At 43.9% G+C, this 22,108-nt stretch carries 12 protein-coding genes; 5 read left to right on the plus strand and 7 right to left on the minus strand.

What is annotated here, in order from left to right; genetic code table 11:
- Positions 1-468: 468 nt before the first annotated feature.
- Both HUW48_RS05605 and HUW48_RS05610 read right to left on the minus strand, forming a co-directional pair.
- Complete coding sequence (locus tag HUW48_RS05605) at positions 469-3,912, minus strand: GEVED domain-containing protein (RefSeq protein ID WP_182414740.1); 3,444 nt, start codon at positions 3,910-3,912, stop codon at positions 469-471.
- 433 nt (positions 3,913-4,345) lie between these two features.
- The gene (locus HUW48_RS05610; protein WP_182414741.1) at positions 4,346-4,834 is read right to left on the minus strand and encodes a hypothetical protein; all 489 of its coding nucleotides are present in this window, start codon (positions 4,832-4,834) and stop codon (positions 4,346-4,348) included.
- A gap of 130 nt (positions 4,835-4,964) precedes the next feature.
- Between HUW48_RS05610 and HUW48_RS05615 the strand changes: the two genes are divergently transcribed.
- Positions 4,965-5,168 (plus strand): hypothetical protein, encoded by a 204-nt coding sequence (locus tag HUW48_RS05615; RefSeq protein ID WP_182414742.1) that lies wholly within the window; start codon positions 4,965-4,967, stop codon positions 5,166-5,168.
- Between the two features lie 183 nt (positions 5,169-5,351).
- Here HUW48_RS05615 and HUW48_RS05620 read toward each other — a convergent pair whose 3' ends face one another.
- Complete coding sequence (locus HUW48_RS05620) at positions 5,352-5,510, minus strand: hypothetical protein (protein ID WP_182414743.1); 159 nt, start codon at positions 5,508-5,510, stop codon at positions 5,352-5,354.
- Between the two features lie 699 nt (positions 5,511-6,209).
- Between HUW48_RS05620 and HUW48_RS05625 the strand changes: the two genes are divergently transcribed.
- From HUW48_RS05625 to HUW48_RS05640, 4 genes are all read left to right on the plus strand, one after another.
- Positions 6,210-9,299, plus strand: coding sequence for a SusC/RagA family TonB-linked outer membrane protein (locus HUW48_RS05625; protein WP_182414744.1), 3,090 nt, complete (start codon positions 6,210-6,212; stop codon positions 9,297-9,299).
- A gap of 24 nt (positions 9,300-9,323) precedes the next feature.
- Positions 9,324-10,835: a RagB/SusD family nutrient uptake outer membrane protein gene (locus tag HUW48_RS05630; RefSeq protein ID WP_182414745.1), complete on the plus strand. Its 1,512-nt coding sequence runs from the start codon at positions 9,324-9,326 to the stop codon at positions 10,833-10,835.
- Between the two features lie 247 nt (positions 10,836-11,082).
- Complete coding sequence (locus HUW48_RS05635) at positions 11,083-14,265, plus strand: PVC-type heme-binding CxxCH protein (RefSeq protein ID WP_182414746.1); 3,183 nt, start codon at positions 11,083-11,085, stop codon at positions 14,263-14,265.
- 340 nt (positions 14,266-14,605) lie between these two features.
- The gene (locus tag HUW48_RS05640; RefSeq protein WP_182414747.1) at positions 14,606-15,493 is read left to right on the plus strand and encodes a ThuA domain-containing protein; all 888 of its coding nucleotides are present in this window, start codon (positions 14,606-14,608) and stop codon (positions 15,491-15,493) included.
- Positions 15,494-16,465: 972 nt separating this feature from the next.
- On the opposite strand, the gene HUW48_RS05645 is transcribed toward HUW48_RS05640, so the two are convergent.
- From HUW48_RS05645 to HUW48_RS05660, 4 genes are all read right to left on the minus strand, one after another.
- Positions 16,466-16,801 (minus strand): L-rhamnose mutarotase, encoded by a 336-nt coding sequence (locus HUW48_RS05645; protein ID WP_182414748.1) that lies wholly within the window; start codon positions 16,799-16,801, stop codon positions 16,466-16,468.
- A gap of 197 nt (positions 16,802-16,998) precedes the next feature.
- Entirely contained in the window at positions 16,999-19,422 is a 2,424-nt protein-coding gene (locus HUW48_RS05650) for a glycoside hydrolase family 95 protein (protein WP_182414749.1), read from the minus strand.
- 54 nt (positions 19,423-19,476) lie between these two features.
- A complete protein-coding gene (locus tag HUW48_RS05655) occupies positions 19,477-20,493 on the minus strand; it encodes a zinc-binding alcohol dehydrogenase family protein (protein WP_182414750.1) in 1,017 nt (338 codons plus the stop codon).
- Positions 20,494-20,662: 169 nt separating this feature from the next.
- Positions 20,663-21,442, minus strand: coding sequence for an SGNH/GDSL hydrolase family protein (locus HUW48_RS05660; protein ID WP_182414751.1), 780 nt, complete (start codon positions 21,440-21,442; stop codon positions 20,663-20,665).
- Positions 21,443-22,108 lie beyond the last annotated feature (666 nt).

Genomic DNA, 22,108 nt, shown 5'->3' on the forward strand with positions numbered 1-22,108 from the left:
CATTAATAATTAATAGTATATTCAAACACTCTACTAAGTTGAAATAAGGAATTTGCTTAAACCAATGAATTTTTTTGGAGCCTTTTCCAATCTCCAGCTGCTGATGTTAACTTGTTTGATATTTCAAGTTTTGCCTCGTGGCCGGCGGGCCTCGTAAACCCCTCCCCCTGCGGGAAGCTAAAAACAGGGGAGGAGATGTAGCTATCCCTATTTTCTCCTTTTCTCGACTGGGTCTGAGGAATGTGGCTTTACGCCACACCAGAACCCTCAATAGCCAAACGATGCCTGCTGGCCAGGAGGCAAACTGGTTACTTCTCAAATCGCATTAGCACCGCCGCCTGGAGGCTTGAAAAGACTCCAAAGAAAACTCTTACTAGCAAGCAAAAATTAAGATAGCTTTCTAATACGTTTTGGTAAAAGTCAGATAGATGTAAAACTGGTCTGCCCAATTGGTACAAATATATTTTCTTACTTAGCAATAATTACTTTATATCGGAGCAGTTTAGTAGGCGTTTGTACTTGCAATAAATATAAGCCGGAAGCTTGATTTTCGGCTTTCCATTCCAACTCCTGCGTTTGGTTGGCTTGTGCTTCGCCTTGGAAAAGAGTTGTTATTTCCTGGCCCTGGCTATCGTATATTTTAATTGTAACAGTTTGGGTTTCAGGTAAGGTAAAACGCACTGTTGCTTTTTGAGCGAAAGGATTGGGAGCTACGCTTAAGTTTATTGAGTCGGTTAAAGTAGTGCTTTCTGTGGGCAGGATAGATTCTCTTGTTGCTATTATGGGCTCTTCTGCGGCATTTGGTGCTACTTTTAGTAACCAGAAATCTGTACCTCCCTGGCTGGGCTGGGTTCTGTCGCCACTTACGCCGGAAGCGGATTTTCCTCCCAGAATATAGCCACCTTCGGGCGCTTCAATAATTGCTCGTAATTCTTCGGCTTCTTCTCCACCGTAGCGTTTGTCCCATTGGTAATCACCATTTTTATCTGTTTTTACCAGCCAGTAATCACTTCCGCCCTGACTATCTTGGGATTTATTACCGCTTTTATCTGAAAAGGAGTATCCGGCCAGCAAGTACCCGCCATCACTGGTCTGGATGCTGCCGCGGAGTTCGTCGTTTTTGCTACCCCCAAAGCGTTGGTCCCAAATTTTAGTACCGTTATTGGCTATTTTCAGAAACCAATAATCTTTACCTCCCTGGCTACCCTGACTTTTGTCGCCGTTGGCGGGAGAATTACTTTGGCCGGAAAGATAAATATAGCTGTTGGTACGGCCCAAGGAATAAAGCTCATCCTGACCGCTACCGCCAAAACGCTTGTCCCATAGTTTAGTACCGTCCTTATCCACGCGAACCAGCCAGAAATCAGTACCTCCCCGGCTCAACTCCGTTTTATCTCCGCTTCGGCCCGAAGCAGTTGTGCCCGCCAACAGAAAACCACCTTCCGGAGTAGAAATAATGCCGTTTAGATCATCGTTTAAGTTGCCTCCGTAACGCTGGTCCCAAACCTTAGCGCCGGTACTGGATATTTTTACCAGCCAGAAATCCGTACCACCCTGACTTTCCTGAGTTTTATCGCCGCTGGCGGGTGAGTTGCTGGAGCCAGCCAGTAAATAATCACCGTTCGGAAGAAGCAGTACTTTCTTTAGTTCGTCGTAGCCACTGCCGCCGTAGCGTTTATCCCATTGTTTGTTGCCTTGGGCATTTACTTTTACTACCCAATAATCCCGGTCGCCCCGGTTATCCTGGGTTTTATCTCCGCTTATGCCCGAAAGAGAAGAGCCACCTAAAAGATAGCCGCCGTCCAGAGTTTGTAAAATCCGGTTCAGGTATTCATGGTCGGAGCCGCCGAAACGCTTATCCCAGATTTTTTTACCTTTATCATCGGCTTTTACAATCCAATAATCATTTTTACCCCGGGCAGTTTGGGTTTTGTCGCCGCTAATTCCCGAAGGCGAGTATCCGCCGGTTAAATAGCCGCCATCGGTTGTTCGGATAAGGGTTAGAAGCCCTTCGTTACCGGAACCGCCGTAGCGCATATTCCATTGGGTAGTAGTTTCGGCTTTGGCAATGGTAATGGTATAATCTTCTGTTTCGCCGTATTCTGTATCCGCGCATGATTCCTCTTCGGTAAAGACACTATCATACTTTGTCCGGACCCGCAAACGGCGGTTACCTAAAGTACTACTAGCCGGAATAGTAATAGTTCCGGAGAAGGTGCCGTTGCCGGGTTCTGCTAAGGTATAAACCAGTTCCCCGTTATCCGAGAAATCACCGTCATTATTAAAATCAATCCAAATTCCGAAACCTTGCGGGTGGTCGGGACCAGACTGTAATTGAATAGGGTAACTTTGGCCGGCGTGAACAGTGGTTGTCAGGTTGACAACCGGGTCGAAATTAACGTAGCCGTTTTCTTTTCCTTCGCAACCAGTAGTTCGGTTGTTTAAGGTATGAAAAGTAAAATTAGCGATATAAAGGTCTACATCCTGGCAAGTGTAGGTAACAGTTGGCTGGCAGTAAGGTTTTTCGGGATTTTCGGTGTCTTTCATTTTTACTACCCAATAATCATAACCGCCGCGGGAAGCTTCGGTTTTATTTCCCGTTTTTCCGGATAAAGACCAACCGCCCATAATGTAACCGCCCTCTTGAGTAACTTGAATTGAATTTAAAAGATCATCTTCCTTGCCCCCCCAAGTTTTATCCCAAACTTTACTGCCATCACTCTTAATTTTTAATAACCAAAAATCTAAATTCCCGACTCCTGCAACGGTTTTATCGCCACCTTTGCCATAAGTAGCAGACCCGCCCAGGATACAGCCGCCATCGTTTGATTGCTGAAGGGCAGCCAAGTAGTCGTCTCCTTCTCCGCCGTAGCTTTTATCCCAGATTTTAGAACCATCCGGTTTTAATTTTAACACCCAGTAATCAGAGCCGCCCCTAGATGCTTGGGTTTTATCGCCTCCTTCTCCCGAATCGGATTGGCCACCTAGTATATACCCACCATCGGTGGTTTGCTGAACAAACTGTAAATTTTCAAAATCATACCCGCCGTACGTCTTATCCCAATCAATAATACCTGCTTCATCCGTTTTAATTACCCAATAATCGGTATTACCGCGTGAAGGTTCGGATTTATTGCCTCGATTTTCGGAGTTAGAATAGCCGCCTATTACGTAGCCACCATCCTTGGTTTGTTGCAAAATGGTTAATTTATCATCGGCATTGCCCCCTATGGTTTTATCCCATTCCAGAGAGCTGTCGGCGTTTAACTTTATAATCCAATAATCATAATTGCCCCGGCTAATTTCCGATTTTTCACCATCAATGTTAGAGTTCGAGTAACCTCCCACCATGTAACCACCATCCTGCGTTTGTATTAGATACTGGCAATAGTCGTCGCCTTTACCACCCAGCGTTTGGTCCCAGACTTTGGTTCCTTTCGCATTTAATTTTACTATCCAGTAGTCCGCCCCACCTCTGGATTTCCCGGATTTATCGTTATTGTTTTCGGAGTAAGAAAAACCGCCCAGAATATAACCGCCGTCGCTGGTTGGCTGAAGCGAGGTTAGTAAATCATCGCCGGTGCCGCCAAAAGTTTTATCCCAAGCTTTGGATCCATCGGCCTTTAACTTTATGACCCAATAATCAAAACCCCCGCGGGAACCATCCGATTTATCGTGGCCTTTTTCCGAATTCGACCAGCCGCCCAGAATATAGCCACCATCATTGGTTTGCCGGATATATGGCAGGTAATCATCGCCGGTGCCGCCAAAGGTTTTGTCCCACTCTTTGTCTTGTGCCAGGAGGTTAGGGATTATACCCGTGAAAGCTAATAAAAGCAGTAATGTTCTAAGCAGAATAGGATAGAACAAAGAAGAGTTATTTTGATTCCGGTAAGCAGTGGTTGCTCTCATAAGTTATTGACAACAAATTGAATGGCTGCTATAATATAGCTACACAAATACTATTTTTATCGGAATTTATAAGTTATAGGTTTGCCTAAAATAGAAATATAATAAGCTTTAAAGAAAAATAAATTAGATGATGAATTAGTAAAAAAAGGAAGATAGGTTATTTTTTTAAGATTGTAGCTGTTTTTAAAGTAGGCCCCTGCATTTGTTTTCTTCTCCTAATTTATTCAGGGAACCTCCGTGGCCCAAGTCAATTAAATTATCAATTATAAGATACTGTTATTACCTAAATCAACCTAATTTAAGTGCGCTGCACGTGTTCTCTCAGGCAGTTTAGTTAGAATCAAATAACTTGTTAAAAAGATTAGTTGCTGTTAGCAAGGAATGCCACAAGTAGAATGGTTTTTAAGATTTTCCTGGTCGGTGTAATTAATTCTTATTCATCTTCATCCGACGGAAATTCTAAAGTTTCTAAAGCCCGTAAGGTTTCTTTTACAATCTGGCCCATTTCCCGGCGGGAGTCGGCTTCCAGGGCACGGGCAAATAAATCCAGAATTAATTCACCTTCGGTGTTGGTGTATAAATTCTGGAAAAGCTTATCGAAAACTTTATTTTCTTTTTGAATAATACTATCAATTTGACCAATGCTGGTAGCTTTGGCGGCTTTTTTTAAGACAGATAAAACATTCGCGCTTACTTCCTCGCCGCCCAGGTCGGTAAATATTTGCATTAATGCAATTGCTACGCCCAACCGAATTTTCTCAAAACTAAAGTGTAATTCAGTGTTTGCCGGCCCGCCTTGGCGAGAGCGGCTTTCAACCCGGTCAAAACTTTGAAATACCGTTGCTACGGGTTGATCAAACAAATTAGGTTGTGCTGTATGTAGCGCACGTTGTAGTAATAATTCAAATTCAGAACCCGACATAGTAAAGTAAAAAATGTAAAAGGAAACAAAAATAGTAAATAAGAGGCAAATACGAATATTTTGGAAATAATACCCGATTGTTTAAACATTATTCCATAGAGAGCTAAGGTAAAGTATAGGCTTAAACTCTTTGAAATACCTAGTAGCGTTTACTTTTTTCTTTGGAGCCTGTTCCAGTCTCCAGAATCAGGTGCTGATGCGATTCAACGGCCTAAGTTTGCCTCATGGCCGGCGGGCTTCGTTTGGCTATGGAGCACTCGCTATCCTTCCTTTCCTTGACTCCGTCAGCGGAATACTGCTGCGCAGTACCGGAAGCTTAGCAGGTGCTCCATAGCTAAACTGGTGTCATTACGTGGTAGCTAAAGCCATTCTTGTTTTACTGGCTTTTTCTATTTACTATGTAGTGATTACTAATTTTCTACAGTTGATGACTTAGATTAAGTTACAATTTTTTACCACCTCTGCCCCTCCTAAAATAGGAGGGGAGCTTGCAATATTTTTAAAATAACTAAAGGAGTTAATAAGTAGTAGCAATATCCGGCGCTACACGCAAGAAATACCAGTTTGGCTGTTGAGGGCCTTTTAGCGTTCCGGTGCTGCGCAGCAGCATGGCGCAGTGCAACGAGCCAAGGTTCGCTAAACTGCCCGAAAGAGCCAAACGAGGCCCGCCGGCCATGAGGCAAACTCAGCCGGTTAAAACAAGATGGAACAGGAAAATGGAGACTTGAAAAGGCTCCACGGAAAAACCTTTTATTCAAATTTTATGGTATAGGGTTTATACTATAGTGGTATAAGTTACCTGCTTTCACTTAAGCTGAATTGCCTTGAATAAGATTTAAACACTTGAATTTATTAAATTGATTAATTAAAAGCGCATTTCTCCGAATGTCAAAAATTAGGATAGCTTTTCTGTTACGGACGAGAAGCTGTAATTTAAAATGTGTGCATTGGAAATAGTTTACAATTACTTTTTAGGGCCATATAGGGCCACATAATCTAAGAGTACTTATCTAAACAATTAAAATTCAGGATACCTCCCTTCAACTGTAAGAACAGCTTCTCCAGCTAATCTTATTACCTGTTTTAAAACTTATAAAAAAATTAAGCCCTTTCTTAAAATCATTATCCACGATCTTACCATAATAGACTAGTAAATAGTAGTGGCAGTGGCATTTTGTTGAAATTTTTAAATTTCAGACAAGTAGGTACCGGACACAACAGGATAGTGCGAGCTAACAATGCCTGTAATTTCAAGATTATTAACCTGCTCTAACAGAGAGTAAAGGATCCTTCTAATCGCTAATATTAAGGCTATGGCTATCTGAATATAAATAGTAAAAAATTCCACATGTTCCACCTAAAAACACTTACGTCTATGCAGTACCTAATACTTAGAAAGTTGAAACTTATTTTTATTCTTCCCCTCTTTTTCTTCTCCATTACCAACCTTCTGGCCCAAACTGCTACTGTTACCGGAAAAGTTGCCGATGAAAAAGGAGAAGCTTTACCAGGAGTTACAATCCTGGTGAAAGGTACTACCAATGGTACCACTACCGATGCTGGTGGTAGTTTTTCTTTAAACGTGCCCAATGGGAATGGTACACTTAGTGCTTCTTTTGTGGGTTATTTAACGCAGGAGATTCCTATTAATAATAGAACTACCATTAACATAACCTTAGCGGCCGATACCAAAGCATTAGAAGAAGTAGTAGTAATAGGCTATGGAACTCAAAAAAAATCGGACGTAACGGGTGCCGTTGCCTCGGTGAAAGCGGAAGCGCTGGAAGAACGACCTTCGGCTAATCTTACCCAGGCTTTAGCTGGTAGAGTGCCCGGAGCTAATGTGTCAATAAACTCCGGCCGGCCCGGTGGAGCCGCCAATATCCGGATCCGGGGAAATACTTCGGTGAGTGTTACCAATAACCCACTTTATGTGGTAGATGGCGTTATTCTGAACGTTACTAATTTAGGCAATGGTACGTCACCGATTGATTACATGAACCCCAACGATATTGCTTCTATTGAAGTATTAAAAGATGCTTCGGCTACGGCTATTTATGGAGCCCGGGGTGCTAACGGCGTTATTCTGGTAACCACTAAGCGGGGTAGCAAAGACGGCGGACGGGTAAATTACGACACCTATTTCAGCGTAGGTACCCTTACCCGTAAGCTTGATTTATTAAATTCAGAAGAATTTTTACATGTAGAAGACGTAGCCTACCAGAACGCCGAAAAATATGACCCCGAAGGTTGGGCGGCCGGCAAATACGTTGACCCTAAAACGAAACGAACTAATCCTTTGCTGTTTGATGCCAATGGCCGGCCCTTGTACGATACCGATTGGCAAAAAGAAGCCTCTCAAAAAGCTACTACCCAAAACCATCAGTTATCATTTACCGGTGGCACCGATAAATCCAGCTTTGGCGCTTACCTGGGCTACCGCAACGAAGATGGCGTAATGCGCGATTCGTGGCTGAAGCGTTATTCTGGCCGTTTTGTTTTCGATAGTCAGATTAAAGATTGGTTAAAAGTAGGCGGCTCGTTGGGTTATAACGATCAGCAGGAAAAGCAACTGGATTTGCAAGGCGAAGGTGGTATCACTTTCATGCGTCAGGTTCTGGAAGCCCTTCCTATTATTCCAATCAAATATCCGAATGGAACCTGGGCCGGCAATGCCGATTATCCGGGTATGGAAGGGGGCGACAATCCTTTACAAGTTGGAGCAGAACGGAGATATATTCTTAAAACCCAAAACACCTTAGGTAACTTATACACCAATATCCAAATAACCAAAGACTTGGAGCTAAGAACGGTACTGGGAACCAATATAATCAACCAGGGCATTAATTACTACGGCGGCCGGGAACTGAACTATATTTCCCAAGACCAAGGCGGCGTGGCGTACGTACAAAACCAGCGGCATAATTCGTGGCAGTTCGAAAATTATCTAACTTACAATAAAAAAATATCTACTAACCATTCCATTACTGGCTTATTAGGTTTGTCGTGGCAGCACGTAGATGTGTTTACCGCCCGGGCACAGTCGCAGAATTTTCAGGATGATTATTTTGGGTATAATAACTTAGGAGCCGGCGCAACCGCCGTGGCACCTACTTCCGGTACTACTGCGTATGGCCTTAATTCTTATTTCGGACGGGTAAATTACAGCTTAAAAGATAAGTATTTAGTAACGCTTACCGGTCGGGCCGATGGGTCTTCTAAATTTGGTTCAGAAAACCGGTATGCCTTTTTCCCTTCAGCTGCTTTAGCCTGGCGCGTATCGGAAGAAAACTTCCTGAAAGGCACGCCCGCTATATCGGATTTAAAATTACGTACCAGCTACGGGGTAACGGGTAACTCCGAAATTAACGCTTACCAGGCCGAAGCCGGAATGGGCAACTACGAGGTTATTTTTAATGGTACCCGTACTATTGGGGTAGGCGTAAGCCGCTTAGCCAATCCAAATTTACAATGGGAAAAAACGTATCAGGTAGATGCCGGTTTGGAGTTAGGTTTGTTTAGCAACCGGATTGCGCTGGAAGTGGATGTGTACCGCAAGAAAACCACCAATATGCTGTTAAGCGCTCCTGTACCTTCAAGCAGCGGCTATACCACCGTTACCCGCAATGTGGGCAGCATGGAGAACAGAGGAATTGAATTCGGGCTGAATACGGTAAATATTTCTACTGGTAGTTTTACCTGGAACACTAACTTTAATATTTCTATCAACAAAAATAAAGTATTGGCTCTAACTGGCGGCGATGATATTTTTTCCGGCCGCGGCATTATCCGGGAAGGTGAACCGGTAGGTTCGTTCTTTGGCTACGTACGTCAGGGAACCTGGAGCACCGCCGAAGCCGACCAGGCTGCCAAATATTTACGCTTACCCGGCGACGTAAAATACCAGGATGTAAACAACGACGGACAAATTAACGACCGGGACCGGGTGATTATTGGTAAAGGTATTCCAGATGGCTTTGGTGCTTTAATCAACACCTTTAAGTATAAAAACTTTGATTTAACGCTCGATTTACAGTTTATGTACGGCAATGATGTTTCTCTGGCCAGCCAACACTCCTCCGAAGACCGCCAGGGTATTGCCAACAGTTTTGCCACCGTATTAAACGCCTGGACCCCCGAAAACCAAAACACCGACATTGCGCAATGGCGCCCCATTCCAGCCGGTTACGATACCTTTGATGATAGCCACCGGGTACAAGATGCTGATTTTATCCGGGGCAGAAATTTACTATTTGGGTATAATTTTAACGCAGGGGTAACCGAAAAACTGCGCATCAGCCGGTTGCGGGTGTATGCCTCGCTGCAGAATTTCTTCCTGATTACCAAGTACGAAGGATATGATCCGGAAGTAGCTACCTCGGGTGGTACCTTCGATCAGGGTTTGGCCTTATATGATTATCCAAAACCTCGCGTGTTTATGGTTGGTCTTAATCTTGGTTTTTAATTTAATCCGTTTAAAACATCTGTTATGAATAGCATCGTTAAAAAATATATCAGTCATTCAGTTCTAGGCATTTCCTTACTACTTTTTAGTACCAGTTGTGATGATTTTCTGGAAGAAACCGACCAGTCTAATTTTACTCAGAATACTTATTTTACTAAACCAAAACATGCCGAAAGTATCGTAAACGCTATATACGCCGATTTAAGGTCCACTACCGGTGGTGGTTTTAATGGCGCTCCCTGGATGATGCTGGAATTTGCTACCGGACTTGCCAACACCGATTTAGGGCAAGCCCAAAACAGTATTAACGTTCGTAACCTGGCTAACAATTCGGATAATTCGTACGGCGGAACTTACTGGACCAGCAGCTTCAGGGGTATTGCTAATGCCAACCTGGCAATTAAAAATATTCCCAACATAACCATGGACGAAGCCCAAAAAGCCAAGTTACTTGGCGAAGCCAGGTTCTTACGGGCGTATTATTATTTTAACCTGGTACGGATATTTGGGGCAATTCCTTTAATTACCGAGCCGATTGATTTAAATTCAGAAGCATTATACCCGCCTAAAGCTACCGAAGAAGAAACCTATAAATTAATTGTAGATGATCTGGTTGCGGCCGAAGCGGCTGGTTTGCCCATTACCGATAAAACTGGAAAAGTAACTACCGGAGCCATTAAATCATTACTATCCAGCGTGTACCTGACTATGGCCGGGTATCCTTTACAGAAAGGGGCAGAATATTATAAAAAAGCAGCCGACAAAGCCCAGGAGGTTATCACCTCTAATGCCTACAGCCTGTTTACTTCTTATAACGACTTGCACAACGAAGCTACCGAAAATACCGGCGAACACATTTTTATGGTGCAATTTGCTCCCTTTATTATGGCTTCGGGCTGGCAAACCTCTATTATTCCGTACAACAAAGGTATTTCTGCCTACTCCGACGAAACCGGGGCTATCTATGCCAATACCGATTTTATTCAGACGTATGAACCCGGCGACAAACGTACCAGGGAAAAAGAATTTTACTTTAACGAATACAGCCTGAGCAGCGACCGGAATTCGAACATCAATTTAGGTGGTTACTTTATTTATAAGTTCTTCGATCCCAAAGCCCAATTGGAAACTACCAGCAGCGGCTTAAACTGGATGTTAATGCGTTATGCCGAGGTTTTATTAATCTATGCCGAAGCAGCCAATGAAGCATCGGGCGGACCCACTGCAGAAGCCTACGAAGCTATTAACCAAATAAGAAGAAGAGCCGAGTTGCCGGAATTACAAGGCTTAAACCAGCAAGCGTTCCGGGAAGCTACCTGGCGCGAAAAATGGCATGAGCTGAGCTACGAGAATAAAACCTGGTTTGATATGGTACGTCTGCGCAAAGCCTTTAATGTAAAAACCGGGAATTTTGACGACTACGTAGGCCACCAGTTCTCGTACGGCCCGGTATTAAAAGATCGGGAACTTTTATTCCCGATTCCAACCGCCGAAATCCGGAACAATAAAAATCTAGTTCAGAACACAGGTTATTAAAAAAGTAAATCAGAATTAGTTTTCAAGTCAATCCGGCAAGAACTGGTGCTCAACCCTTTCTTGCCGGATTCTCCTATAATACCACCGGTTGATAATTACTCTTATTGGTTTGCCTGATTATAAAAGGTAGTAAAAGGAAAAACAGGATAGTGCAGGATAGGTTAATGGGAGCATTTATCTACAATTAAAAGTAGAATGCTGCGGAATCCGGAATAGAATTCATATTTTTAGATAAATAAAATAGTAAATGAAAATTATTAGAAAAGGAAGTTTCAGGTTAGTGCTTACCAGTTTGGGGCTGGTAGTAATAGCGCTCTTAACGCTTCAGTTTACCCAATCTAATTCTACCCCGATAAAAGTTAACAAAGGATCCCATATTATTTTAGTTGGCAATAATCTGGGCTCCCGCATGATGAACTTCGGCCATTTTGAGACCGAAATGCAATTACGGTACCCGGACAATCAGCTTTATATCCGTAATATGTGCGATGGGGGCAATACTCCCGGGTTCCGACCCCATTCCGGGCGGGTATCGCCGTGGGCCTTTCCGGGAGCCGAAAAATTCCAGACCGAATTAGCGCATAACTCCGATAGTCAGGGTTTTTACGAAACCCCCGACGAGTGGATAACCCGGCATAAAGCTGATATTATTATTGCTTTTTTTGGCTACAACGAATCATTTGAAGGAAAGAAAGGCCTGGAAAATTACAAAGCCGAACTGGATGCCTTCGTGAAACATACTTTAAAACAAAAATACAACGGCAAAACAGCACCTCAACTCGCCCTGGTTTCGCCTATTGCCTTCGAAGATTTGTCCGGTAAATACGATCTGCCCAATGGCAAACAGGAAAACGTAAACCTGGCTTTGTACACCGAGGCCATGAAAGAAGTAGCCGCTAAAAACAAGGTGCTTTTCGTAAATGCTTTTACCCCCACTAAAGGCTGGTACGATAACACAGAGGAATTTTTAACCATTGATGGCTCCCAGTTGACCGATGGTGGTTATGCCCGCTTTGGTAAATTGCTCGCAGATCAGGTTTTTGGTAAAGTAGCAATTAAAAACGAAAAAAACCGGGCCCTGGTACACGCTGCCGTAATGGAGAAAAACTGGATGTGGCACAACGATTTGAAGATTCCGAACGGAGTGCACGTATACGGCCGCCGCTACGATCCTTTCGGTCCGCAGAACTATCCGGCCGAATTAAAAAAGATCCGGGAAATGACCGTTATCCGCGATCAGGCAGTTTGGCAAGCGGTGAAAGGACAAAAAATGGATGTGGCCGCTGCCGACCAGAAGACTTCTGAATTGCCACCGGTACCCACCAACTATAACCCCGAAAAAAACGGCAGCACGGAATACCTGTACGGACAAGATGCGGTAAACAAGCTAAAAGTAGCGCCGGGCTATAAAATCGAAATGTTTGCTTCCGAAAAAGAGTTTACTGATTTAGCGAACCCCTGCCAGATTACTTTCGATAATAAAGGCCGTTTGTGGGTAGCCACCATGCCAACTTACCCCCATTACAAGCCCGGTGATAAAAAACCAAATGATAAAATTATCATCCTGGAAGATACCAATAACGACGGCAAAGCCGATAAACAAACTACTTTTGCCGATGGCTTGCATTTACCGGTTGGTTTTGAGTTGGCACCAGAGGGGGTTTATATTTCGCAGGGTACCAACATGATGCTTTTTAAAGACACCAACGGTGACGATAAAGCCGACGTGCGGGAAATTCTTCTGAGTGGTTTCGATGACCACGATACGCACCACGCACATCACACGTATACTTTGGATCCATCCGGCGCTATTTACATGGGTGAGGGTGTTTTTCTGCATACCAACGTTGAAACGTCGTATGGTCCGGTACGAGCTACTAATGGTGGTTTTTACCGCTACAATCCGCAGCGCCGCCAGTTAGAGCGCACCGCTCAGCTTTCTATCCCAAACCCGTGGGGCATTGCTTTTGATGATTGGGGGCAAAACTTCTTCGCCGAGACTTCCAGCCCGGATGTGCGCTGGATGATGCCCGGCAGCGTGAAATCACGTTACGGCGTGGCGACGCACAAATCCGAACAGTTGATCGAAGACAAGCACCGCGTACGGCCAACCTCTGGTCTGGAATTTATTTCGAGCCGGCATTTTCCGGATGATATGCAAGGGGATATGATTATTAACAATACCATTGGTTTTTTAGGTACTAAACAGCATTCCTTAAAAGACGATGGCACCGGTTACATTAGCAAGCACAAGCAAGACTTGGTAGTATCCGAAGACCGAAATTTCCGGCCCGTAGATATGGAATTTGCCCCGGATGGTTCTTTGTACGTAGCCGACTGGCATAATGTATTAATTGGGCACATGCAGCACAATGCCCGCGACCCGCTGCGCGACCACGTACACGGCCGTATTTACCGCATCACGTATCCTGGTCGGCCATTGGTGCAACCCGCTAAAGTAGCTGGTGCCACCATAGACGAGTTATTGGAAAACTTAAAATTACCGGAATACCGTACCCGTTACCGTACCCGTCGGGAACTACGGGGCCGGGATGTGGCGGAAGTTCTTTCGCATTTAAAAACCTGGACTGCTAAATTAGATAAAAACGATCCGAAGTACGAACACCACTTACTCGAAGGTTTATGGGTAAGCTGGGGCATGAACAAAGTAGATCAGGATTTATTAAAGCAGTTGCTGCAAGCCAAAGATTACCATGCCCGGGCGGCGGCGGTTCGCGTAGTGCGTTATACCGGTCATCAGGTACCTAATCAAGCCGATTTATTAATGCAAGCTGCCCGCGACGAACACGGCCGGGTACGTTTAGAAGCCATTGTGGCTGCCTCGTGGCTCGATAAAGAAAAAGGTTTGCCTATTCTGGCCGAAGCCGCTAAAAAGCCATTGGATAACTGGATGATTCACGCGCACGAAACTGCCGTAGCCCACCTGAATGGCCGCGAAGTAGAGAAGAAAAAAGAGGAAGTAGTGAAAACCGATTTAAAAGGCGCGGAGCGGGACTTGCTTATCAAAGGCAAAGAAATTTATGCCCGCGACGGATTCTGCGGTACCTGCCACCAACCCGATGGCAAAGGCTTGGCTTCTTCTGGTTTCCCCCCGCTGGCTGGCACCAACTGGGTACTGGGTAGTGAGGAACGTATGATTAAAATTGTTTTAAAAGGAATGCAAGGCCCCATAGAAGTACAAGGTAAAAAATTCCCCGGCCAGGTTCCCATGACTCCTTTTGGTGGTATGCTGAAAGACGAAGAAGTAGCCGCGGTAATAACCTACGTGCGTAATTCTTTTGGTAACAAAGCGTCGGCGGTAACCCCGGAAAAAGTAAAAATGGTACGGGCAAGCATTAAAGATAAAACTGGTTTTTTTTCTCCAGAGGAATTACTCAAGCAACATCCCCTGGAAAACGGAGTTCAGTAATTATTTTTTTTGTTGGTTATTCATTACTCGTTGCACGGTAAAAATGACTTGGGTAATATATTAACTTAGTGGGAGATGAGTAAAAATTGTCCTTTATCTAGCGCCCGTGTTCAGTGAATCGGCACGGGTGCTTTAAAGACAAACAGAAGTCTTTGACTTTCGGAAGTTACAAACTCTATCTTAAGGGAGAGTACTCGTTATATTTCACTGAATGACACCGGCCAGCTCAGGAAACTTAATTTAAAAAATAAATGAAAACGCGAGTTGTATGAAGTATAATTTATACAACTCGCGTTAAATAACTTAGTACAAAATAGATTTAGCCTCTTATTTGCGGTTTATGAAAAATTTGAAAAATATAAAATACCTGGTTCTTCTTTTCAGCTTATTGTTCCAGTTTACTTTTTACGCTTGTGCTCAAACTAAAGGTAAGGCTAAAAAGCCCTTAATTGTATTTGTTACCGGCGACCACGAGTATAGCGGTGAATTAACTATGCCCGCTATTGCCGCCGAACTCGAAAAAAATTACGGCTTCCGGACCAAAGTTTTAAAAGCATCGCCCGATCAAAATTCCGAAGAAAATATTCCTGGATTAGAGGCTTTAAAAGACGCCGATGTAGCGGTGTTTTTTTTACGTTGGCGACGGTTACCGGCTGACCAGGTGCAGCACATCGAAAATTATTTGAAATCCGGCAAACCGGTAATTGGCTTCCGGACTACAACCCATGCGTTTAACTACCCCAAAGGGCATGAACTCGAAAAATGGAATGCTTTCGGGGAAATGGTTTTTAACGCGCCTCCGGGTTGGGGCGGAGCAGCCAAGCATACTCATTACGGGCACGAATCCAGTACGGATGTAAGTATTATTCCCAAAGAAGCTAAAAACCCTATTCTTACCGGTGTTCAGGGTAATTTTCATGCCCGTTCCTGGTTATACCGGGTATTACCCGATTACCCGAAAAAAGGCTCTACCTGGTTATTAATGGGGCACGCCGTTAATCCGGATAAGGAAGACGTAGAGAATCCAGTAGCCTGGACCGGCACCAACTCCTTCGGTAGTAAATTTTTTATGACCACTCTGGGCCATCCGGAAGATTTCGATATAGAACCAGTGCAGCGATTGGTAATTAATAGCATTCACTGGGCAGCAGGCAAACCAATACCCAAAAAATGGGCGGGTAAAATTACAATTAATGCCCCTTATCATGGTATACAAGCTAGTAAGTAAAAGTTTTTAATGCCGAAAGGCAACAAATAAGAATAAAGGGCCGGCATGATAGCTGGCCCTTTATTTTGTGGGGTGAATTCCTGTTCACTTTTAGAATCTTTTCTAGCCTCCAGGGGGCGGTGCTAATGCGATTTGACAAGTAACCAGTTCGCCTCCTGGCCGGCGGGCCTCGTTTGACTTCTTCGCGCGGTGTATCCTTTCTTTCCTCCTTCGTCGGAATGCCTCGTGCCTCGGCACCGAAAGTCTACAAGGCGCGAAGAAGTCAAACTGGTCTCGTTTGTTCTTAGTTACTGCTATTCTTGCTACTCCCTTATTTTTTATACTGGTATCTTAAGTGTAATTCGTAGAGGTAGAGATGTTCCGTTTTATTGTTAAATGCAGGTATTACTTTGAATAACGCGAGCGTCCTCGCTCGTGTTGCTCATTGTCCGGTCTCTGGCCGGTAGGGTTTTGATTTGCATTCTCGTAACTAAAATCTATAGGTGTTCCCGGCCAAGGGCCAACCTTAAAGTAGATACGAGCGAAAACACTTGTGCCTGCATTGTTTTAAAAATTAACCGTAAGAACCTAAGTCAGTCTCCTGACTGACGTAAAATGGCCTGGTTTCCGCCAGTCGGGAGACTGGCTTATGTCTGTAAGCCACAAGTCCCGCTCCGCTAAGACTTGCGCTAGCAAGGTTAACAAAGACAGTAAATGAAGACAAGTTAATTAACCATCTTCATTTTCGGCCAAAGTAAGATTAACGGTAGCTACTAGCAAAGACACCAGTTTGGCTGTTGAGGGCCTTTTAGCGTTCCGGTGCCGACGTAGGAGGCATGGCGCAACGGAGTGAGCCAAGGTTCGCTAAACCGCCCGAAAGAGCCAAACGAGACCCGCCGGCCATGAGGCAAAACTCAGCCGGTTCAAACTAGATAGCACCGCAGCCTGGAGACTGGAACAGCCTCCACAGAATACCAACAATTAAAACGTATTTTATAACTGAAATACCTTATTCATTAAAGCCCATTTCTCTCCGGACTTAGCACCGGGTACTGGTTTTTGAAACTGCCCCACAAATTCTTCCCAATCCTGCACCAATTCGTTCGCCGCATCCATGGCCGCTTTGCGTTCAAAGCTGAAGGTTTCATTCGTATCCATAATCATAAAAAGGCGGGCACCAATGCGGTAAATTTCCATGTTGGTAATACCTGCATCCCGAATACTTTGCTTTATGCCCGGTCGATCGTTGCCGGGTTTATGCCAATGCTCGTATTCGGCAATCATCTTGGGGTCATCGTGCAGGTCGAGGGCTAAGCAATATCTTTTCAAGGTTTTAAAGTTTAAATTAAGGGACAAAATTAATTTAATATACCCACTATGGCGCGGAAGTTACTTCCGTGACTTCCAATTATCTTATCAAAAAAAAGCATCTATTGTTAGAAAAAGGAAATAAGGCGCAGAAGTAACTTCCGCGCCATAGTGGTACTTAAGAATATATAGGTATATAGGATTAAATAAAAGCTACTTTAACTTCCCAGGTTATTATTTAGCTTTTTAGATTGCCCTGGTTTCAGATTTAAATCAATTACCTTTTCGCCGTATCGTACCTTGGTAGAAGTACCGTTAATGCTGCGGATGGTAGTGCTTACCAGTTTATTATTTTCCCATTCCATATCTACTTCAAAACCGCCCCGGGCGCGTAGGCCGGTTACTTTTCCCTCTTTCCAATTGTCCGGGATGGCGGGCAATAAGTGGATAAAGCCGGCATGGCTTTGCAGGAGCATTTCGCCCATTCCTGAAACTCCCCCGAAATTACCGTCGATTTGGAAGGGCGGATGAGCGCAAAATAAATTAGAATAAGAGCCGCCACCCTTCGCATATTCCGTTCCTTCAACCCCGGTAAGGCGCAGTAAATTACGGATTAGCTTATAAGCATGGTTGCCATCGTGTAAGCGCGCCCAAAAATTAATTTTCCAGGCAATGCTCCAGCCGGTGCCTTCGTCGCCGCGTGACTCTAAAGTTTTGCGGGCGGCTTCGGCAAATGTAGGCGTGGTAATCGGCGAAATCTGGCGGCCGGGGTGCAAGCCAAATAAATGCGATACGTGGCGGTGGTGCGGGTCTTCGTCTTCCCAGTCTTTGTACCATTCCTGTAAATTACCATTTTTACCAATCTGCAACGGAAATAACTTAGCCCGTTTATCCGCAATTACCTTTCTGAAATCAGCATCAATACCTAATTTCTCCGAAGCTTCCATAACGTTGGTAAATAAGTCCCAGATTATTTCCATGTCCATGGTGGTAGCCACCGAGATGCTGCCTTTATGGCCGCTATCGTCAATAAAAATATTTTCGGGCGAAGAAGCTGGAGCAGTTACTAAATGCCCGTTTTTATCTTCCACGAGCCAATCCATGCAAAAAAGAGCGGCTTCTTTCATGAGCGGATAGGCCGTATTTTTTAAATAATTTTGGTCGTTGGTATAACTGTAATGCTCCCATAAATGCTGGCTGAGCCAAGGGCTACCCAAAGCCCAGTTCGCCCACGACGGACTACCTTTACCTAAATCCCCAACCGGGTTAGAGGTGGCCCAGATGTCGGAATTATGATGAACGGCCCAACCTTTGGCGTTATAAAAGTTTTTAGCGGTTTGCTTTCCCGTAATGGCCGTTTGCTTAATAAAATCTACTAAAGGCGTGTGTAATTCTGATAGATTCACCATTTCGGCGGGCCAGTAATTCATTTGCACGTTTATGTTGGTGGTAAAGTTACTGCTCCAGGGTGCCCGCAGGATGGGGTTCCAGATACCTTGCAGGTTAGCCGGAATACCACCGGGTCGTGAGCTGGAAATAAGTAAATACCGGCCGTATTGAAAATACAGGGCTTCCAGAGCCGGATCAGCGGCGCCATCGGTATACTGCATCAGCCGTTCCAAGGTGGGTGTATTTACCGGCGGGTTGTTGTTGAGCGATAGACTTACCCGGTTAAAATAATTCTGGTAATCTTTAATGTGTGCTTTACGAATGCTGTCGAAATCTTTAGAGTAAGCTTTATTCAGGTAGCCTTGGGCTAATGCCGCTTCATCTTTGCCGTCTTTATCCGGACATTTATCAAAACCGTTAAAGCTAGTAGCTGCCGAAATATATAATACTACTTCGGTGGCGTTGCTCACGTGGATTCCGGTTGCATCTGTGGTTACTTTACCATCTTTATTTTTAGCTTTTATCCGGAGTTCGTAGCGCATGCCTCGGCAATTGTCGGCGGCATCGTACACAACCGGTTCGGGATTGTAATTTACATAATTCGGGTCGGCGTGGCTGGGAGCTTCGCCTTTCATTACCAACTCGTTTTGGCTACTGGCGGCATTCCGAAATTGAATTAAGCTTTTGGTAGTGGCATCAAAATTAAGCTGGCCTTTTTTATCGGAACGCAGCCGAATAAGAATAATCTGGTCGGGGGCAGAAGCTAAGACTTCCTGAGTATATTGGGTAGTATTTATTTTAAAGCGGGTAGTTGCAATGGCCTTCGAAATATCTAAATCGCGGTAGTAACCGGATGGTTCGGTGGTGAAATTATGTTTAATAAGTAGGTCGCCTAAAGGCATATACGATTCCGTGTACAAGCCCTGCATTTTCTTGCAAAGTTCTTCGGCCGTTTTATAATCTTCCTTAAACAAGGCTTCTCGTATTTGCGGTAAATATTTAGGCGCTTCGGGGTTGGGGTTTAAATTAGCGGGCCCGCCCGACCACAAGGTTTCTTCGTTTAAATGAATTAGTTCTTCTGACACCCGCCCGTAAACCATTGCCCCTAAGCGGCCATTTCCCACCGGTAGCGCATCGGTCCAGATTTTAGCTGGTTGCTGGTACCATAATTTTAAATCTTGCTGGGCAAAGGCCTTGCCGGATGTTAGTAGAACTATTAATAAAAGTAACCTATACTTTTTGATAAACTCCATTAGTTACAATTAAACGGTGAATAATAGTTTAGCTATGTTCGGGAAGTTGTTGGCTTACTCCATTTCTATTACTGCTTTTACTACGCCCGTGGCTGGGTTGAGCCAGCTTTGGAATTCGTCTTTCACCTGGTTAAATAAAACGCGATGGGTAATGTAGGTTGTAGGATTTACTAATCCGCTTTTTATGGCGGCTACCACGGTTTCAAAATCCTGGCGGGTAGCATTGCGGCTACTCATTAAAGTGGCTTCGCGCTTATGAAACTCCGGGTGGCTGAAACTGATGTCTCCTTTTTGTAAACCAATCAGCACGTAACGGGCACCGTGGGCCATGTATTGAAAAGCATTATTAATAGCTTTAAGATTACCCGTAGCATCTATTACTACCGTGGGCATGTCGTGGTTGGTTATTTGAGCGAGTTGTTCGGGTACGTTGGCCTGCAGTGCGTTTATAGTATAAGGTATTTGTAACTTCTCCCGACAAAATTGCAGGCGTTCCTCGTTTATATCCAAGGCAATTACTTTTCCGCCGGCAATCCGGGCAAATTCCATCGTTCCTAAACCAATCGGGCCAGCCCCGATTATTAATACAAATTCACCAGGTTGTACGGCTGCACGTCTAACTCCGTGCGCTCCTATGGCCAGGGGTTCAATTAATGCCAGTTCATCAAAACTTAAGCCGTCACCGTGAATGAGAGTGGAGGAAGGTACCGATAAATACTCCACCATGCCGCCGTGGGCATGCACCCCACACACTTTCAGGGAAGAACAACAATTGGGTTTGCCGTTGCGACAGGCAATACAGGTACCACAGTTAAAATACGGAATAAACGTGACGGCTTCGCCTATTTCAAAACCTGCAGCAGAATCTATTTCTACTAATTCGCCAGCTAACTCGTGCCCTAAAATCCGGGGATACTCAAAATAAGGCTGGGTGCCCTCAAAAGCATGCAAATCGGTACCGCAAACACCAATACGCTTTATTTTAATAATAGCATTCCCTGGGGTTAATTCGGGTTTATTTCCTTGATTATATTCAAACTGACCGGGAGAGGTACATACGAGAGTCTTCATTATAACGGAGAATAAAAATTTAATTTAAAGTGAATATCTTTAGTTTTCAATTACTAAGTAACCGAACAAAATTAATTTACAATATATGCTATCCAGATAGTGGTAAAAAGTATCCATATTCCGGAAACACACAAAAGTCTTACATCTTAATACTTGTGTCTATTAACTATTAGGCTTTTATAAATTTTAATTTTTTACTTACCTGGGTTAGCCATTCGCGCGCCATTAATTCGTGACCGGCGGGCATGGGGTGAATGCCATCCCAAATCCAGTACTCTGCCGGTGCCTTGGTTAAAGCTTGGTTAAAAGCATTCTGGAACTCTACCAAAACGGCCTGAAATTCGGTACTTAACTTTTTTACTATTTCCCGGCGTTTCAGTACTTCGCGGCTGTATTCGGCCCATTGTTCTTTTACTTTTCCCACCGGCAAAATAAATGGTTCGCCTAGCACCAGTTGCACGTTGGGCAATTGCTGTTTGGTTTGCTGCAATAAAGCGCGGTAGCCGCTTTCGTAATGTTTGGCCGTGAAATTCTGATTACCGCCCAGAAAAGCCGAAACATCGTTAATACCGATCAAAATACTTAAAACATCAGGTTTTAATTCGAGTGCATCGGTTTGCCAGCGGGAGGCTAAATCGGTAATTTTATTGCCGCTAATACCCCGGTTAAAAAAGTGAAAATTTTTGGCCGGATACTCATACCATAACTTACTGGCAATAATATAGGCATAGCCATGCCCCATCACGTGGTTCCAATCGTTGTTGCGCGTGCGGTTACCATCGGTAATAGAATCGCCCTGAAACAAAAACGTAAAATTATCGCCCGCTTTACGTAAAGTAGTTTCTAATAAAGGCATACCCTGCACGAAGCCGGGAGCGGCCGCCGCCAAAGCACCCAGCGTACTAATTTGTTTTAAGAAATGACGCCGGTTATTATAATTATCGTTCATTTATGTTAGTGACGTAATTGCCAAGAGTAGTACAAGATTGACTTGCTGGTATCCGCTGGTTGAAGATAAAAGGGAATCCAACTATTCCCAAAGATTACGGCTTTAGATGTAAAAATGGCAGCAATCAGAAAATTAAGTAAAAAGACCCCAATAGCAAGATAGTAGAAGTTGGCCTATTTTAATTACCAGTTTATTATCAATAACTTATTACAGCAATTCCAACGTCCAGGATATTGAATTAGAAACTGTTTCGCATCTATAAAAAAAGTAAAAAATTTAGCCCAAGGTAGTGTCCTCACCACCTTATAGGAGCTTGCAAGGAACAAATTGTGGCGGAAATTACCCGATAATGGATAAACTTCTAAAATGTGAAACTGCTATTTGATTTTGTTTAGTTACTTAATTGAATTTCGTTCTGGGGAAATTTTAGTAAATAACTAACCATTACCTGAGTCAAAAATTTTAATTCGAAGATGCTCCTGAAAGTAAACAGGTTGGAAACTTAATCTACTTTTTAGAATTTTCATTCCTTTTTTGGGAGATGTAAACTATACTTTTCCATACAGAAAGCTATAAATTTAAACTTGTTTCCGGAAGGTCGTTTATATGTTCCTTGGTTTTAGATTTAACTGTAAAAGGTTGTTTTTCTTCCTGCTGCCGTAAAGC

Source organism: Adhaeribacter radiodurans, from assembly GCF_014075995.1.
Classification (GTDB): Bacteria; Bacteroidota; Bacteroidia; order Cytophagales; family Hymenobacteraceae; genus Adhaeribacter; species Adhaeribacter radiodurans.

Bases quoted from the DNA above. Each gene is read 5' to 3' on its own strand.
- HUW48_RS05605 (WP_182414740.1), bottom strand. From the start codon at position 3,912: ATGAGAGCAACCACTGCTTACCGGAATCAAAATAACTCTTCTTTGTTC.
- HUW48_RS05610 (WP_182414741.1), bottom strand. From the start codon at position 4,834: ATGTCGGGTTCTGAATTTGAATTATTACTACAACGTGCGCTACATACA.
- HUW48_RS05620 (WP_182414743.1), bottom strand. From the start codon at position 5,510: ATGGCCGGCGGGCCTCGTTTGGCTCTTTCGGGCAGTTTAGCGAACCTT.
- HUW48_RS05625 (WP_182414744.1), top strand. From the start codon at position 6,210: ATGCAGTACCTAATACTTAGAAAGTTGAAACTTATTTTTATTCTTCCC.
- HUW48_RS05630 (WP_182414745.1), top strand. From the start codon at position 9,324: ATGAATAGCATCGTTAAAAAATATATCAGTCATTCAGTTCTAGGCATT.
- HUW48_RS05635 (WP_182414746.1), top strand. From the start codon at position 11,083: ATGAAAATTATTAGAAAAGGAAGTTTCAGGTTAGTGCTTACCAGTTTG.
- HUW48_RS05640 (WP_182414747.1), top strand. From the start codon at position 14,606: ATGAAAAATTTGAAAAATATAAAATACCTGGTTCTTCTTTTCAGCTTA.
- HUW48_RS05650 (WP_182414749.1), bottom strand. From the start codon at position 19,422: ATGGAGTTTATCAAAAAGTATAGGTTACTTTTATTAATAGTTCTACTA.
- HUW48_RS05655 (WP_182414750.1), bottom strand. From the start codon at position 20,493: ATGAAGACTCTCGTATGTACCTCTCCCGGTCAGTTTGAATATAATCAA.
- HUW48_RS05660 (WP_182414751.1), bottom strand. From the start codon at position 21,442: ATGAACGATAATTATAATAACCGGCGTCATTTCTTAAAACAAATTAGT.